The sequence below is a fragment of the Leptolyngbya sp. FACHB-671 genome (assembly GCF_014695745.1).
Taxonomy (GTDB): domain Bacteria; phylum Cyanobacteriota; class Cyanobacteriia; order Elainellales; family Elainellaceae; genus JAAUTN01.
On record NZ_JACJOV010000147.1, the window covers coordinates 1 to 14,246 of the forward strand.

Consider the following 14,246-nt stretch of genomic DNA (forward strand, 5'->3'; position numbering starts at 1 on the left):
TTGCAAAAGACCTCTCCGTTACCAGAAACGCCCTTGGAGATTGGGGATAGGATTTGAACACTATCCTAGAGAAGTTGGCTTCTCACTCAAGTCGTGCAACTTCGTGTCGCACTGCAGAATCATTCTGCCTATCTGCTTGAATTAGGATCTTAGGCGGAAAATTTCAGTCTATTAATAGTTAGCTGTCCACACACTTCCCCGATCAATCAGGCATGCCGACGGTTATCAACAAGCACGGTCTCGCTCGCCACATTCCCGAGCCAGTCAAACGGGCGGTGCGTCAGGCATGCGCTAACGGATGCGTGATCTGCGGTCGAATGCCCTACGAATACGATCATTTCGACCCGCCGTTCGAGGATGCCAAGGATCATCATGCCGTGGGAATTGCGCTGCTATGTTCGGTGCATCACACGGACCGAACGGCCGGGCGACTTAGCGTCGACGCTGTGCGGAAAGCGCGGGTGAAACCGTTCAACGCGGGAAGAGCCTCCGTGTGGTCCCACCATCTTACGGAGCAATCGCTCACGCTGAACGTTGCGGGAAATATCCTTCAGGGTCCGAGTGTCGGACTTTCGGTCAACGGTGCCATCGTGTTTGGCCTTCGCGCACCGGGAACCGTAGACGGTCAATGGCTCGTCACAGGATCGATCAACGACTCAAGTGGCCGTGAGACTCTCCGGTTTCGCGACAACGAGGTGCTTGCGGTTAATGGGTCATGGGATGTTTCGATGGAAGGACCCACGATCACGGTTCGACGTGGGACAGGCGACATCGTCGCGCAGGTCTCCTTTCGGACAGAGGATCAAGTGATCAGTTTGGAAAGGCTGAACATGCGGCTTGGCGGTGGGCATGCGCTTCATGCTAATCGGTCGGGCATCCAAGTGAGTGGTCCTGCGGTGAACTTCCAGGTCGGTGGGAACATCGTCATTGGGGCGACCGGATGTGCGATTCGTCTTGGACGAGACAGTGAACCGCCAAAGGATTTCGCAACACTCGCTATCAACTTCGCGGCGCTAGGTTCGCCTAACGACTGGCGGGATTGAAGGCACGTCCGTTTTGGCCGTCCAGCTAACGAATCGTTGCAGCTGACGGAGCGTCCCAGCGTCTATCGTGCGTCCAGAGTCTCGTGCGGGCCGCTCCGCAGCTGAACTCTGGCGTTAAAGCTTGTATCATTGCCGAAAATGAATTGAGACGGCAAAGTTTTCCTTGTAGTCTCCCTTCCAGCAGGACTTTGAGCCGTACTACAAGAGACAGCTCAAGCACTGTTTTCGGCAATGTTGCTATTAGAACGGAGTTTCACTGCACCACAGCTCTGCGTTATGGCTAATTCGTTCAACCAATTGTTCATCGCTTAATTGGGTCAATTCATCATTTGATATGGGCAATCCGGAGTGGATGGCAGTCCCCGTCAAAACAAAAATCAGAACTAGCGAGTTCAATCGCCGTTCTCAGTGCCAAAACCTCATGCACTGGCGGCAGCATAATCATGTTGCACCCGTCGTACTCACATCTCAGCATAAAGGCAACCTCACGGGCTGCCTCCTGGGTTTCAAAGAGTAATGGCAGTGGTCGCATTTCAAAATGCTAGCGCGGCAATGCTCCTTAAGTTTCGCTTGCAACAGGTCCTATAAACTGCTGAGCACTATCTATGACGACTCCTCAATTTCTAGTTTCTTCAAGCAGCCCGTCCTCTTTGAATAAGGTGCAAAATGAACAGCAATACGACAGCACCCACAAAGGCAACAAAGATAGTACCAGCAAGCCCCGGTAAAGGTGAGGCGATTCCCAGCGCTCCAAACAGCCAGCCACCAACGAAAGCACCCACAATGCCTACAACAATGTCTCCAAGCAGCCCGTAACCAATTCCACCAGCAACATAACTGGAGAGTATGCCTGCAATAAGACCGACAATCAACCAAGTAAGAAGATCCATGGTTTCTCCGACAGTACATCCTTAAATGGATGTCATCAATTGATGCATAGGTTGGGAAGTAGATGCATCCCCCTTCTGTTAGCTTTTTCTCAGTTTGAGGAATAGTGCGATCGTCAATCTTGTAGGGTGCGTTCCTTAATACAACTCCTGCTCTCCATTGATAGATTTCTGGAGACGCACCATGCTCATGCTTGAAGCAAGCGATCGCAGTCTAACAACGCCCATGCACGCCGACCATTGAGGAGTTATTTGTTGAAATTCAAAGGTCATCTGCGGCGGTTGATAGGTAAAGTTAGCTCTAAATACTTGTAGTCACCAGACAGGTTGGCTTGAGTACACAAAATCTATATTTACAGGGTTTTGGCTTGATTTTTTGGACTGTCTCCCTTTGTAGGGAAATACTATTGAATTACTGTTTTTCTAGCTGACAGTAAAGGTTGCCACCAATCTGGATGGTCTAAATACCATTGGGCTGTTTGTCTCAGTCCTGCTGTAAAAGTTATGGTGGGTGACCAGCCCAACTCACTTGTGATTTTGTGAATATCAAGGGCGTAGCGCTGATCGTGTCCGGGTCGGTCTTTCACAAAAGTGATAAGTCGGCGAGCCGGACGAACAGGTAGGTCAGGAGCCAATTCATCCATCACATCACAAAGGGTTTGCACCAAGTCAATGTTGCTCACCTGATTATCCCCCCCAATGTTGTAGGTTTCGCCAACACGTCCTTGATGAAGGACGAGATCTAATGCCTGACAGTGATCTTCTACATGCAGCCAGTCTCGAATGTTGCTGCCGTCACCGTAGACCGGAAGGGGTTTACCCAGCAGGATGTGGATACACATCAACGGGATTAACTTTTCGGGAAAGTGATACGGGCCATAGTTGTTTGAACAGTGAGTAGTCAGGGTCGGTAAGCCATAGGTGCGATAGTAGGCTCTGACCAGATGATCGCTGCCTGCTTTAGAAGCGGAGTAGGGGCTATTAGGAGCGTAGGCAGTAGTTTCAGTAAAGGACGGATCATTGGCACCAAGACTGCCATACACTTCGTCGGTTGAAACTTGGAGGAAGCGATGCGAAGCAGTTACCCCTTCGGGGTAATCGCCCTCCCTTTTCCCCCGCATTTCCCAATGTTGTCGAAAGGCTTCGAGTAAGGTGAATGTGCCTACCAGGTTCGTTTGAATAAAATTTGCGGGTGCGAGAATGGAGCGATCGACGTGAGATTCGGCGGCAAAGTGAGCAATGGTATCGATCGCCTCTTCCTGAAGCAATCGATCGACCAAGGCGCGATCGCAAATATTACCCTGCACAAACCGCAGGTTTGCTACCTCTTCCAAATCAGCCAGGTTTTGGCGATTGCCTGCATAGGTGAGCGCATCAAGGACGAGGAGGCGATCGCCTGGATACTTTTTGCACCAATAATGCACAAAATTAGACCCAATAAACCCAGCCCCTCCAGTAACCAAAATTCGCCGAGGTTGCCGCATGACTAGTAACTAGTGACGAATGACCTATATCCCATGACCAATATATATCTGTAGCCATACAGGTTAGGAGAAGAAAAGGGGTAGGGCTCAGCCTTACCCCTTTTCTTCTCCCAACTTGAGGAACCTGCGCCATATGTTGCACTCGATAAAGAACTGCCTCATCACAATTCCCATCCGTCATACTGTTGACAAGGGCGATAAGAGGAGGGGCAATGTCAAAAACGACCACCAATGATGGATTTTCTACTGGGCTAAAAGTCTGGATGCTGTTTTTGCTGACCTTTGCTCTGTTGGGCTATTCAGTCATACTCAGCATTTTTTTAGGTGCGCTGGCGGGGTTAGCCGCAGGCATTATTGCCTGGGGTTTGCAATCCAAGGAAACACCTGAAAGGAAATCGGGTGAACAACCTAAAGGTTCGGAAAGCGTATCTGCTCGATTAATTAGAGAGCGGTTTAGTCAGTTCCGTCTGGGTGTTGGCAACCAACAAAATCAGGATCAGCGTCAAAATGGCTTTAGACCCCGTTTATTTGGGCGCAAACGCCGTTCCCCTCGGACTCGACGCTAAGTAGTGTTTCAAGGGTTGTCTTTTTGGCAGGACGTATAGAAACAACCTGAGAGCAAAGGCTAGGGCCAAATTGGTAGTTGGTTCACCGCTTCTATAGTTTCAGCAAGGGGAGTCGTGCCGTCAGACTGAGGCGCTAAGCCAAAATAGCCCTCGTTGCCGTCATGGGCTTGAGAGCCGATGACTTGAGCAGCATAATCGCCTTCTCGTTTGGCTTGATTAAAAGGAGAACCGACTGTTGAGGGCCAGCGAGAGGCAAAGAGAATTGCGCCCAAATCTTCAATCCAGTCGCGCTGACCGTACAAGTGATACATTTGATCGACGGATTTGAAGCCATCTGTCCCAGAGAAAACGCCTCCGATTGAAACCATTGAAATTTCCGCGTTTAACCATTGGTCTAAATACTGTGATGCTCCCAGAGCAACCTGTGCGCCTCCACTTGTGCCGATTAGGATAACGGTGATTGGCTCTGAGGATGCAGGAAGTGGGCTTTCGGCTGACATTCGCTCTACGATTGCCGACGCGATTCCCTGGTTGTAGGCAATCCCGTAGCGATCATCTACAGAGATGGCAAACCGCCAGAGGTTGCGAATTTTGATCAGAATGTTTAGGTTTTCCAGCCAGCCGTCTGCTTCTTGGGCAAACCTCCAGAGGGGTGCAAGCAATCGGTTGCCGCCTAAGCTTTCGTTAGCCGCTGAGTAGGGAAAAACATCCCGCACGGCGACGCAATTAGGGTGCGCTTGAACTAGCTGATCAAGAAATAGCTCTTCACCAGGAGTAAGCTGGTTTGCTGAAAAGTCTCCTACCCCGGTGAGAAAGACGATGTAGCAGTTGCTTGAAGCGGCAGACGGTTCAGGTGTTGGGCGATCGCCTTCTGGCAAAGCAGGGGCATCTTTCCCAAGCCCTGCGAACTTGGCTCCTTGCTGCACCCACCAAATCAATGTGCCAACTGGGGCAAACACTCCCCACACCAGCAGAATTATTCCAGCAATGACCAACAGTTTTAGACTTCCGCCTCGCAACCAGAGCAAAATTTGCCCAACTAGCTTAAGCATGTTCAGTCTTTTCAGCCTTTAATGAAATACAGGAAATTAGGGCGATCGCCCCCCACACCGAAATTCGGTCAGCCATAGCAGTAGCTATTTAATTACAGCACTGCATCAATAACATCTATCTCGTGCCATAAGAACAGATTGTGAGTAAGCAAACCACCAAAACAGGGTTAGGCAGAACGCTTTGGAGAGCTTTGACGTTAAGGGCTGGGTTCTACGACAACGCTCACCACATTCCTCATGCCCATCGGCTAGCCCTTACCGTTGTGCTGCTTGCTGCGCTATCTCAACTGCTAGGCAGTTTGGTCATTTTGCTAATTAGCCGCACGACGCTACCGCTGATGGCACTGATTTTGCTGCTTCAGGGTGCTGCAATTTTGGTGGGCTACTATTTCTGGACATTCACAATCTGGAAATTAGGGCGTTGGTTTTACCGCAATACACCGGGCTATAGAGAATTGCTAAGCCCGATTGGCTTTGCTTACGCACCTCAAGTCTTAAACTTTTTGACGCTGATTCCCCTGTTAGGGCGACCCATTGAATTGGTTTTATCAGTTTGGAGTCTGTTAGCTGTGATTGTTGCTGTGCGTGAAGGATTGAACCTTAAGACTCGTAGCGCAACGCTGATTTGTCTGGTCGGTTGGCCATTAATTCAATTGGCGATCGGATTTATTCAAGTATTTAGGTTAAATGGTGGAAATTAAAAAGCTTGAGGATGTTTGAAAATCCAGTCGGCTTAATTCCTACTATCTCTATCAAGATTGAGGAAGATAACAAGAAATAGCCTAATTCCCATTATCTCTATCAAGATTGAGGGGGATAACAAGAGATAGAGGGACATAAAGAGAGCATGAGAAATCTCTATCTAAATAAGAGTCTCTATCCAAAGAAAGGGGCTTTAAGCAAAGGGCTATCTCATTCTGGACGAAGCTGTTCATTTCCATGAAAAATAGCACATGCAGATAGGACTCTTGAAAGAACGCCCTGTTTTCATCTTTGGAATGGGGCGCTCTGGAACGACGCTTTTGCGTCTGATGTTGACTGCTCATCCTCAATTTTGTGTTCCATCTGAATGTCTGTTTTTCGTTAGATTAGAGCCGAAATACGGTCATTTAGAGGATATTAGCGATCGCCTCGGCTCGTTTCTCGCTGACCTTTATAAGATTGAATCTTTCGCTGATTGGAAGCTAGATCCAGAGTTGCTGCGCCGAAACTTAAGCCAGTTTCCTGCATTAAATTACGCAACTGCTATTGCTACGGTTTATCGCACTTATCTTGAGCAAATCGGGTCTGATGCTCGCTTTTGGGGAGACAAAAACCCAGTTCACGTCTATTACACCGAGCAAATTCAAAAATACTTCCCGAATGCAAAACTGCTTCTGATCATTAGAGATGTTCGAGGAACTTATGGTTCACTCAAACGAACTGAAGAATCTTTCGACAACTGGCAAGGGTCTTGTCAAGCAAACGTTCTCTCAGTCACAAAGCAGTGGCATAAAGTGGTTGATCTGTCTGAGCAGCATAAGAATGACCCAAATTTTCACACCGTGCTATATGAGCGGTTAATTGAGAACCCAGAGCAGGAACTTAGGGCAGTTTGTTCGTGGCTTGGAGTAGATTTTGACGAATCTATGCTGCGATATTACGAGAAAAACGCGAAGGAAAAATTGGTGCCAACGGGTGAAAACGGTTGGAATGCCAAAACATTTCAACCTATCAGTAAAGGGCGCTTGAATAGCTGGCAAAATGAGCTAAGCCTAACGGAATTGGAAGCTCTAGAAAGCCTGAATCAGGGCAATCTGCAACGGTTGGGATATCAATGTGTGACGCAACCTTTTCGCTATCGCAGCCTGTTGAAAGTTCTGCCAGATTATGTAGACCATGCCTTTTGGCGGCTAGCTCAAATTGCAAAACTGCGCTCAAAAAGACAGAAGTTATACAGTGCTAGTCCCTCAAGTTAGAACAGAAATAGAATTTCTAACACCAATCTAGACAGGTTTCGCAACCTATCAATTTCTGTAGGGGCGCACTGCGGTGCGCCCCTATTGCGATGCGTCCTTACCCATATCTGCAACATCTGCAAATCAAATTCGTGAGAATTGCAGGAGACAGAGCTTCCTCATTTGCATTACAAAGCAGAGCTCAGTAACGAGAGTAAACGAGACTGCTCTAACGCTTCAGTAATTGATCGATGTGCTTTTGGGTGCGCTTTCGCAGCAGTTCACGTACACTAATTCCTTTTAATCCGGCTTCTTGATGTAGATGAACCAGCAAGGAGTAGTCACGCCGGACATGGTGGGTCGTGGAATGGGAAAGGGGACGGGCGATCGCCGTCGCTAAAGGTGGAGAAGCTGCTTGGGGTGTCCGAGGCTACTCTCGGCAGTGTAGACCACAACAAGCGATCGCTTCGATTCCATGTTCCGTTCAAATCCTCCAAATCCTGCACTTAAGCGGTATGCCATTTTGGACTTTGGATTTTGGATTTGGGTTCGGGAATGGGGAGGGGCGATCGCACGATATACTGCAACTCAATCTAACTGAACGCAGTCTAAGACTTCAGATTAAATCCGATAAACCATGAAAACGGCGATCGTTCACGAGTGGCTAGTCACTTACGCTGGGTCAGAGCGAGTCGTCGAACAAATGCTGGCTCTCTACCCGGAAGCAGATCTATTTAGCCTGGTTGAGTTTTTGCCGCCTGAGTTGCGATCGTTCATTCACCACAAACCTGTGCAAACGTCTTTCCTGCAACGTTTGCCTTTTGCCAAGACGAAATTTCGCCGTTATTTACCGTTCATGCCGCTGGCGATCGAACAGTTTGATCTGTCAGACTATGATTTAGTGCTGTCAAGCAGTCATGCTGTCGCTAAAGGCGTGATGACCCGCGCCGACCAACTTCACATCAGCTACGTGCATACCCCCATCCGCTACGCATGGGATTTGCAGCAGCAGTACCTTAAAGGCAGCAAGCTAGAGCGCGGAGCAGGTGCATTTTTTACCCATTTGGTGCTGCACTACCTGCGGCTATGGGATCTGGCGACCGCTAATCGGGTTGACTATTTCCTAGCAAACTCCCGCTACGTTGCCCGTCGCGTTTGGAAGACTTACCGTCGTCCGGCTGAGGTGATCTATCCGCCTGTTGCGGTTGATCGGTTTCAGCCCAAGTATCAGCGCGATGATTTCTACCTAATTTTGTCCCGATTTGTTCCTTACAAACGAGTGGATCTAGTTGTAGAGGCGTTTGCTCGATTAGGACTGCCGCTGGTAGTAATTGGGGATGGGGGCGATCGCCCCAAAATTGAACGCCTCGTCACCCCTAACATTCAGCTTTTAGGACACCAGCCGGATACTGTCGTCGCTGACCACATGTCCCGCTGCAAAGCCTTTGTTTTTGCCGCTGCTGAAGACTTTGGCATCGCCCCCGTGGAGGCACAAGCCGCTGGAGCACCCGTCATTGCCTATGGCAAGGGAGGAGTGACTGAAAGCGTGATTGCAGGCAAAACTGGCATCTTTTTCCCTGACCAGACGGTGGACAGCTTGGTTGAAGCCGTTCAGAAATTTGAATCAGGAATCTACTGCTTTAGCCCGGATGAACTGTGCCAAAATGCAGCGCGATTTTCTCCAGAATGCTTTCGTCAACAGCTCATTCAATTTATTGACCAAAAATGGACGAAATTTAGACGGAGGGATGCCATAGAGTATTAGCGTGAGGAGAAAAATCGAAATGCAGCTTAACCGTACCTTACAGCCTACTATTTCGGCTTTAAGTATATCCACGCGCTCGTTGCCTACCATTCTATTCATGATTAGTTCAGATCTGATGGCGCTAGGCGCTGCAGGTCTGCTCAGTATCTACTTGCGGCTATTTTTTGACGGCAGATTTCACCCCACCCTCTACCTTCAGCTTTACCCCGTCCTGGGTTTATTTATTTTTGCTTACGCCACCGTTGGGCTTTATCCTGGCGTTGCTATCAGTCCAGTAGACGAACTGCGCTGGACCAGCATGACGACTACCCTAATCTATTTGGCTCTGGGGGCAGCTATCTTCCTGTTTCGCGAAGGAGAAGTTTACTCTAGAGGCGTTTTTCTGATGGCCTGGGCGCTTTCTCTGGTGCTGGTGCAGCTAAATCGCGCGCTCGTCCGCCACTGTTTTGCAGGCAAAAAATGGTGGGGCTATCCTGTTCTCGTGTTGGGGGCAGGTAAAACCGGAGATCTGGTCATTCGTACGCTTAAGCGTCGTCCTGGAATTGGGCTAAAGCCTGTTTTGGTACTGGACGACGACCCTAACAAGCAAGGATCGCTGCACGATGTGCCTGTTGTAGGTGGCTTGGAGTTAGCCCCCATTTTGGCTAAGTCGCGTCAAATTCCCTATGCGATCGTGGCCATGCCTGGAGTTCCACGCGGCAGGCTGTTGAACCTGCTAGAACGCTATGGACATACCTTCGCCCATCTGCTGATCATTCCCGACCTGTTTGGCTTTTCTAGTCTCTGGGTTGCCGCCAAAGATCTGGGCGGCGTATTGGGGCTAGAGGTCCGTCAGCAATTGCTCTTGCCTGGTCCTCGCTTTGCCAAGTTTTTGATGGACCTGATTTCTACTCTGATTGGCGGATTGTTAATTTTGCCGTTCATTGGTCTAATTGCTCTGCTGATTCGACTTGATTCGCCTGGGCCGATCTTCTATGGGCAGGTTCGCATTGGGCAAGGAGGGCGTTATTTCAAAGCCTGGAAGTTTCGCTCGATGGTACAAAATGCTGACAAAGTGCTGCAAGAGCATTTAGAACAGCATCCTGAGCTAAAAGAATCGTGGGAAAAAAATCACAAGCTGATGGATGATCCTAGGGTTACGCGAGTCGGTCGCTTTTTGCGGCGCACTAGCCTGGATGAACTGCCCCAACTCTGGAACATCTTGCGCGGTGAAATGAGTCTGGTCGGGCCACGCCCCATTGTAGATGAAGAGATCTGGCGGTATGGAGACAAGTTTGCTCTTTACACCAAGGTTTCGCCTGGGCTGACTGGACTCTGGCAAGTCTCCGGGCGCAACAACATCACCTATGAAGAACGAGTCAATCTAGATGCCTATTACGTGCGAAACTGGTCGGTCTGGCTAGACGTTTATATTTTAGTTCGCACAATTTGGGTCGTCGCATTTGGGGAAGGAGCCTACTGAGGGGTCAATGGTCGAGAGTCAAGCCTTTCGGTTTTATCAAAAAGTTGCGCGATTCAGTTTTATTGGTTTGCCCTATCTCAGTTACCTGAGTTTTTTGGGATTGTTCTTCGTTCTTGTTTTTCTGATTAGAAATTTCTACAAGACCGTTTTGAGATCCCCAATTTGTATTAGTTTGCTGGCTATTAGCGGACTGATGATTTTAAGTTCTGCATTTGCTTTTAGTAGAGAGGAAGCTTTTCTACAACTGACTAACTTTTTGCCTTTTTTTGTCTTTTTTGCTTTTCTTCCCTTTCTATTCAAGGGTTCAGGAAAGTTAGAGCAGCTTGCAATAGATTTAGTAATTACTTCTATTCCAGTTAATATTGTTGCTTTTGTTGAATATCTGATCAAATCGCCCTATATTCCAGGTTCTATTCAGCGATGGCAATTTATTGATTGGCTTCGTTCTGCACCACATAAAGGCAGAGCAATGGTTATGTTTGAACATCCCAATGCTTTAGCGAGCTACTTAGTTTTAATTTTAGGGCTGGGTTTAGGATTGATTTTGCTGCAATCGGTGCAACAGAGAGGAGTTGCCGATCGCTCCAGAAAATTGCAGCGGCTTTATCCACCTGGTTGGCTCGTCTATGCGGCAGTTTATCTGAATCTATTAGGTATTTTTAGTTCCGGTTCACGCAACGGAATGCTGATTGCAATTTCTCAGCTTGTGGTCTTCAGCCTTTTTGTCAAAACGAATCGAACGGTTTTAATTAGCGGACTTTTAAGCCTGTTGGCAGTGGTGGTTGCTGCTGTGCTTGTGGGAATTGGCGGTCGGGCTGTTTCCCTGGAAGGGCTAACGGATGATCCAAGAGTCGGAGTTTGGCAAATTGCGCTGGAATTGATTAGGGAACGTCCGCTGTTGGGATGGGGCTTAGGAAATTACAAATTCCTTTATCCCGCTCGCATTATTGATCCGGTCTTTGACAAAATCTTTCATCCACACAACTTTTGGTTATTGCTAGCTTCTGAAGCTGGATTGTTGGTGATGGTTGGTTTGACGGTTGTAGTTGGCTACGTTTGTTTTCGGGCAGTGCACCTGTTGGTGACAAAGCAACTAGCGGCTAGCGATCGCCCCCTGATGCTCGGCTATCTCTTTGCCTTTTGGGGCTGCGTTGCCTTTGCCCTGTTTGACGTGACGTTTTACGATGCCCGAATTAATGTACTGAACTGGATTATTCTTGCGGGCATTTACTCGCTAACAGAATCATCCGTCGCCAAGCCGATCGCCCCTTCCATGCTCTGCTGAATGACCTGACGCTGCTCAGCATCGTAGCCCCAGCGATCCAAAAAGGCTTTGTATTCGCCCAACCCAGTAGAGGCGCTTTCGTGCAGCTTTTGCGCTTTCTCGATGATGGCTGCCAACTGAAGTTTCTCGATCAGGTAAGCAGTGCGCGATCGCACCCGATCCGACCCCTGCGCCATCTCCTCATTGCCGTTACGCCGATGAGTAATCGCCATTGCGGACGACATTGCCAAATTTTTCACCAGCAGGTCTGCCACGATCTCTGGCGACGTTTGCAATGCCTGCATCACCGCTTCTGCAGGGTGGTCAGCGATCGCCCGTTCATCTGACAAATAGGTGACAAAGAATCCGCGTGCCCCATTCATGCTGCCCACTAGGGCGGCGATCGCCTCTCCAGTTTCTGCCTCTGACAGTTTGCCCTGCTCCATTTGCGTTAGAAGGGATTGAGTAAGGGCGATCGCCTGCTCGAAGGTTAACTCTTCGGTGGACACGTCTTCTGGAGTCAGATTAGGTTCAGCCATATTCGATCCAACGTACTCTTAATGCCGATGGTAGCTCAGGACATTCTGGGACGACACCATAAGATGCACTTTTGGTAACGAAAGCATCAACCTGCCCATACCCAGGTAACAGCTAACAAAAGAAGCGGCGATCGCCGCTGCAATCCTAATGCAATCGCCTACAGAAGCAATGTGATGACTTACAGAAGCAATGTAAAGCTCGCAGAAGCAATGTGATGACTTACAGAAGCAAGGCGATGTTACACAGAAGCAGTGTGATGCCATACAGACGTAGTGTAATAGGTGCAAAAGCAATGTGATGGTTTGCAGAAGCAATGCAACCTGATTAATTGCTTTAATTCACTGCTCTGCTTTACTTTCAAGTGTCATTTACTCGGTTGTATGCGTTTTCCCCACTCTTTCCTTCTTCACTTCACGATCGCTGTACGGCATTGGCTGGGGCGATCGCTTCCCCTCGTCCTGCTCATCGCTCTGCTGCTGAGTGGCTGCCGCAGTCTGATTGCCGAAACTAAAGCCAGCAGCCTTTCTCAGATTGTGCTGACTTCGCTGCAAGACCCAGCTACCTTCAACCCAATGCTAAACCAGGAATTTCCCAGTATTTTTCTGTTTAGCTTTCGCGGGCTGACTACGGAAGATGGAGAAACAGGGGAAGTAAAGCCAGATCTGGCAGAGTCCTGGGAAATTTCTGAAGACGGACGACGGGTCGTATTCACGCTGCGGGAAGGGCTGCGGTGGTCAGACGGTGAACCGCTCACGGCAGACGATGTGGTGTTTACCATTCAGGATGTGATCTTGAATGAGAAAATTCCAACTGACAACAAAGACGACCTGAGAATTGGGGCAAACGGTGAATTTCCTCAGGTGCAAAAGCTAAGCGATCGCCAGGTTGAATTCTTGCTGCCAGAACCGTATGCACCATTGCTGCGGGCATTGAACGGACCGCCAACGGGGGTTGTAATTCTGCCAAAACACACCCTGCAAGGATCGGTCGAAACCTTAGATTCGCAGGGCAATTCTTTGTTTACCTCAACCTGGGCGACTAATACTGACCCCACTAAGGTGGTGGTGAATGGCCCTTACAAGATGGAGCGCTACACGCCTGGAGAACGCCTGACTTTTGAACGTAATCCCTACTACTGGGAAAAAGATGCAGCGGGGCAGCAGTTGCCCTACATCGACCGAATTGTCTGGCAGTTTATGGAGTCTACCGACACGCAACTGCTTAGCTTTCGCTCTGGCGATCTGGATGCGATTGGGGATGTGCGACCGCTGCGACCTGAGTATTTTGAGTTGCTGAAACGTGAGGAAGAGCGAGGCAAGTTCACGGTTTATACGGGAGGCGAATGGTCTGGCACAACGTTCATCACCTTCAACCTGAATCGCGGTAAGAATGCTCAGGGACAGCCTTTGGTTGACCCGATTAAGTCACGCTGGTTTAACACGCTGGAGTTTCGGCAGGCGATCGCCCACGCCATCAATCGCCCGCGCATGATCAACAACATCTTTCGCGGCATCAGCAAACCGCAAGACTCGCCTATTTCCGTTCAAAGTCCCTATTACCTGTCGCCAGAGCAAGGGCTGAAAGTTTACGACTATGACCTGGACAAAGCCAGACAACTGCTTCAATCCATTGGCTTCAGCTTTAACGCTGAGGGACAGCTCTTTGATGCAGACGGCAATCGTGTTCGCTTTTCATTTCTGACCAATTCAGGTAACGAAATTCGAGAGGCGATCGGTTCTCAAATCCGTGCAGATTTGGCTCAGATCGGCATTCAGGTTGATTTTCGCCCCATCAGTTTCAACACGCTGATTACCAGAGTCACTACAACCCGCGATTGGGAATGTTTCATGATTGGCTTTACAGGCGGAATTGACCCCCACAGCGGTGCAAACCTGTGGACGAGCAAAGGGGGATCGCACATGTTTAATCTTGGGCCACAGCCGGGTGAACCCCAAATTACAGGTTGGCAACCCAACGACTGGGAACTGGAAATCGATCGCCTCTTTACTGCTGGAGCACGAGAACTAGACGAATCCAAGCGCCAGGAAATTTACGGCAACTTCCAGCGCATCGTTCAAGAACAGCTACCCGTAATTCACCTGATACACGAAATTGCGCTCGTGGCAGTGCGCGATCGCATTCAGGGACTAAAGTACACAGGTCTACCAAGCTGGGGACTGTGGAATATCCAAGAGCTTAAAGTAGTAGATGAAAGGGATGAGAGATGAAGGAATGAGGGATGAAAG

Annotated in this window: 14 protein-coding genes; 9 read left to right on the top strand and 5 right to left on the bottom strand. The window is 49.1% G+C overall.

Annotation, left to right across the window (positions count from 1 at the left end; all coding sequences use genetic code 11):
- The first annotated feature begins 830 nt into the window (after positions 1–830).
- Positions 831–1,043 carry a hypothetical protein gene (locus H6F93_RS23290; RefSeq protein WP_190686031.1) on the top strand — a complete coding sequence of 71 codons (213 nt, stop codon included), beginning with the start codon at positions 831–833 and terminating at the stop codon, positions 1,041–1,043.
- 325 nt (positions 1,044–1,368) lie between these two features.
- Here the strand turns inward: H6F93_RS23290 and H6F93_RS23295 are convergent, their stop codons facing one another.
- The 3 genes from H6F93_RS23295 to rfbB all read right to left on the bottom strand — a co-directional run bounded on the left by H6F93_RS23295 (position 1,369) and on the right by rfbB (position 3,414).
- A complete protein-coding gene (locus tag H6F93_RS23295) occupies positions 1,369–1,575 on the bottom strand; it encodes a hypothetical protein (RefSeq protein ID WP_190686034.1) in 207 nt (68 codons plus the stop codon).
- A 100-nt stretch (positions 1,576–1,675) separates the two neighbouring features.
- Positions 1,676–1,933 (bottom strand): GlsB/YeaQ/YmgE family stress response membrane protein, encoded by a 258-nt coding sequence (locus H6F93_RS23300; protein ID WP_190686037.1) that lies wholly within the window; start codon positions 1,931–1,933, stop codon positions 1,676–1,678.
- A 401-nt stretch (positions 1,934–2,334) separates the two neighbouring features.
- The gene (gene rfbB / locus H6F93_RS23305) at positions 2,335–3,414 is read right to left on the bottom strand and encodes a dTDP-glucose 4,6-dehydratase (RefSeq protein ID WP_190686040.1); all 1,080 of its coding nucleotides are present in this window, start codon (positions 3,412–3,414) and stop codon (positions 2,335–2,337) included.
- A gap of 212 nt (positions 3,415–3,626) precedes the next feature.
- Between rfbB and H6F93_RS23310 the strand changes: the two genes are divergently transcribed.
- Positions 3,627–3,980 carry a hypothetical protein gene (locus H6F93_RS23310; RefSeq protein WP_190686043.1) on the top strand — a complete coding sequence of 118 codons (354 nt, stop codon included), beginning with the start codon at positions 3,627–3,629 and terminating at the stop codon, positions 3,978–3,980.
- A gap of 59 nt (positions 3,981–4,039) precedes the next feature.
- On the opposite strand, the gene H6F93_RS23315 is transcribed toward H6F93_RS23310, so the two are convergent.
- On the bottom strand, positions 4,040–5,032 hold the full coding sequence (locus tag H6F93_RS23315) for a hypothetical protein (RefSeq protein WP_190686047.1): 993 nt from the start codon (positions 5,030–5,032) through the stop codon (positions 4,040–4,042).
- 140 nt (positions 5,033–5,172) lie between these two features.
- Between H6F93_RS23315 and H6F93_RS23320 the strand changes: the two genes are divergently transcribed.
- From H6F93_RS23320 to H6F93_RS23345, 6 genes are all read left to right on the top strand, one after another.
- Positions 5,173–5,733, top strand: a complete 561-nt coding sequence (locus H6F93_RS23320) for a YIP1 family protein (protein WP_524538001.1) — start codon at positions 5,173–5,175, stop codon at positions 5,731–5,733.
- A gap of 252 nt (positions 5,734–5,985) precedes the next feature.
- Entirely contained in the window at positions 5,986–6,990 is a 1,005-nt protein-coding gene (locus H6F93_RS23325; protein WP_190686050.1) for a sulfotransferase family protein, read from the top strand.
- A 341-nt stretch (positions 6,991–7,331) separates the two neighbouring features.
- Positions 7,332–7,610, top strand: coding sequence for a hypothetical protein (locus H6F93_RS23330; RefSeq protein ID WP_190686054.1), 279 nt, complete (start codon positions 7,332–7,334; stop codon positions 7,608–7,610).
- Positions 7,607–8,734, top strand: a complete 1,128-nt coding sequence (locus H6F93_RS23335; protein ID WP_190686057.1) for a glycosyltransferase family 4 protein — start codon at positions 7,607–7,609, stop codon at positions 8,732–8,734. Before H6F93_RS23330 ends, H6F93_RS23335 begins: the two co-directional genes overlap by 4 nt.
- A gap of 97 nt (positions 8,735–8,831) precedes the next feature.
- Positions 8,832–10,196: an undecaprenyl-phosphate galactose phosphotransferase WbaP gene (gene wbaP, locus H6F93_RS23340; protein ID WP_242042569.1), complete on the top strand. Its 1,365-nt coding sequence runs from the start codon at positions 8,832–8,834 to the stop codon at positions 10,194–10,196.
- A 469-nt stretch (positions 10,197–10,665) separates the two neighbouring features.
- Positions 10,666–11,481, top strand: a complete 816-nt coding sequence (locus tag H6F93_RS23345) for an O-antigen ligase family protein (RefSeq protein WP_190686065.1) — start codon at positions 10,666–10,668, stop codon at positions 11,479–11,481.
- On the opposite strand, the gene H6F93_RS23350 is transcribed toward H6F93_RS23345, so the two are convergent.
- Entirely contained in the window at positions 11,424–11,999 is a 576-nt protein-coding gene (locus H6F93_RS23350) for a sll1618 family protein (protein WP_190686067.1), read from the bottom strand. The two genes, H6F93_RS23345 and H6F93_RS23350, sit on opposite strands and share 58 nt — an antisense overlap.
- A gap of 381 nt (positions 12,000–12,380) precedes the next feature.
- Here H6F93_RS23350 and H6F93_RS23355 point away from each other — a divergent pair, with 381 nt between their 5' ends.
- Positions 12,381–14,228: an ABC transporter substrate-binding protein gene (locus tag H6F93_RS23355; RefSeq protein ID WP_190686069.1), complete on the top strand. Its 1,848-nt coding sequence runs from the start codon at positions 12,381–12,383 to the stop codon at positions 14,226–14,228.
- Positions 14,229–14,246: the final 18 nt, after the last annotated feature.

Coding starts and splice junctions, on each gene's coding strand:
- H6F93_RS23290 (WP_190686031.1), top strand. CDS start 831: ATGCGGCTTGGCGGTGGGCATGCGCTTCATGCTAATCGGTCGGGCATC.
- H6F93_RS23295 (WP_190686034.1), bottom strand. CDS start 1,575: ATGCGACCACTGCCATTACTCTTTGAAACCCAGGAGGCAGCCCGTGAG.
- H6F93_RS23300 (WP_190686037.1), bottom strand. CDS start 1,933: ATGGATCTTCTTACTTGGTTGATTGTCGGTCTTATTGCAGGCATACTC.
- rfbB (WP_190686040.1), bottom strand. CDS start 3,414: ATGCGGCAACCTCGGCGAATTTTGGTTACTGGAGGGGCTGGGTTTATT.
- H6F93_RS23310 (WP_190686043.1), top strand. CDS start 3,627: ATGTCAAAAACGACCACCAATGATGGATTTTCTACTGGGCTAAAAGTC.
- H6F93_RS23315 (WP_190686047.1), bottom strand. CDS start 5,032: ATGCTTAAGCTAGTTGGGCAAATTTTGCTCTGGTTGCGAGGCGGAAGT.
- H6F93_RS23325 (WP_190686050.1), top strand. CDS start 5,986: ATGCAGATAGGACTCTTGAAAGAACGCCCTGTTTTCATCTTTGGAATG.
- H6F93_RS23335 (WP_190686057.1), top strand. CDS start 7,607: ATGAAAACGGCGATCGTTCACGAGTGGCTAGTCACTTACGCTGGGTCA.
- wbaP (WP_242042569.1), top strand. CDS start 8,832: ATGATTAGTTCAGATCTGATGGCGCTAGGCGCTGCAGGTCTGCTCAGT.
- H6F93_RS23345 (WP_190686065.1), top strand. CDS start 10,666: ATGGTTATGTTTGAACATCCCAATGCTTTAGCGAGCTACTTAGTTTTA.
- H6F93_RS23350 (WP_190686067.1), bottom strand. CDS start 11,999: ATGGCTGAACCTAATCTGACTCCAGAAGACGTGTCCACCGAAGAGTTA.
- H6F93_RS23355 (WP_190686069.1), top strand. CDS start 12,381: ATGCGTTTTCCCCACTCTTTCCTTCTTCACTTCACGATCGCTGTACGG.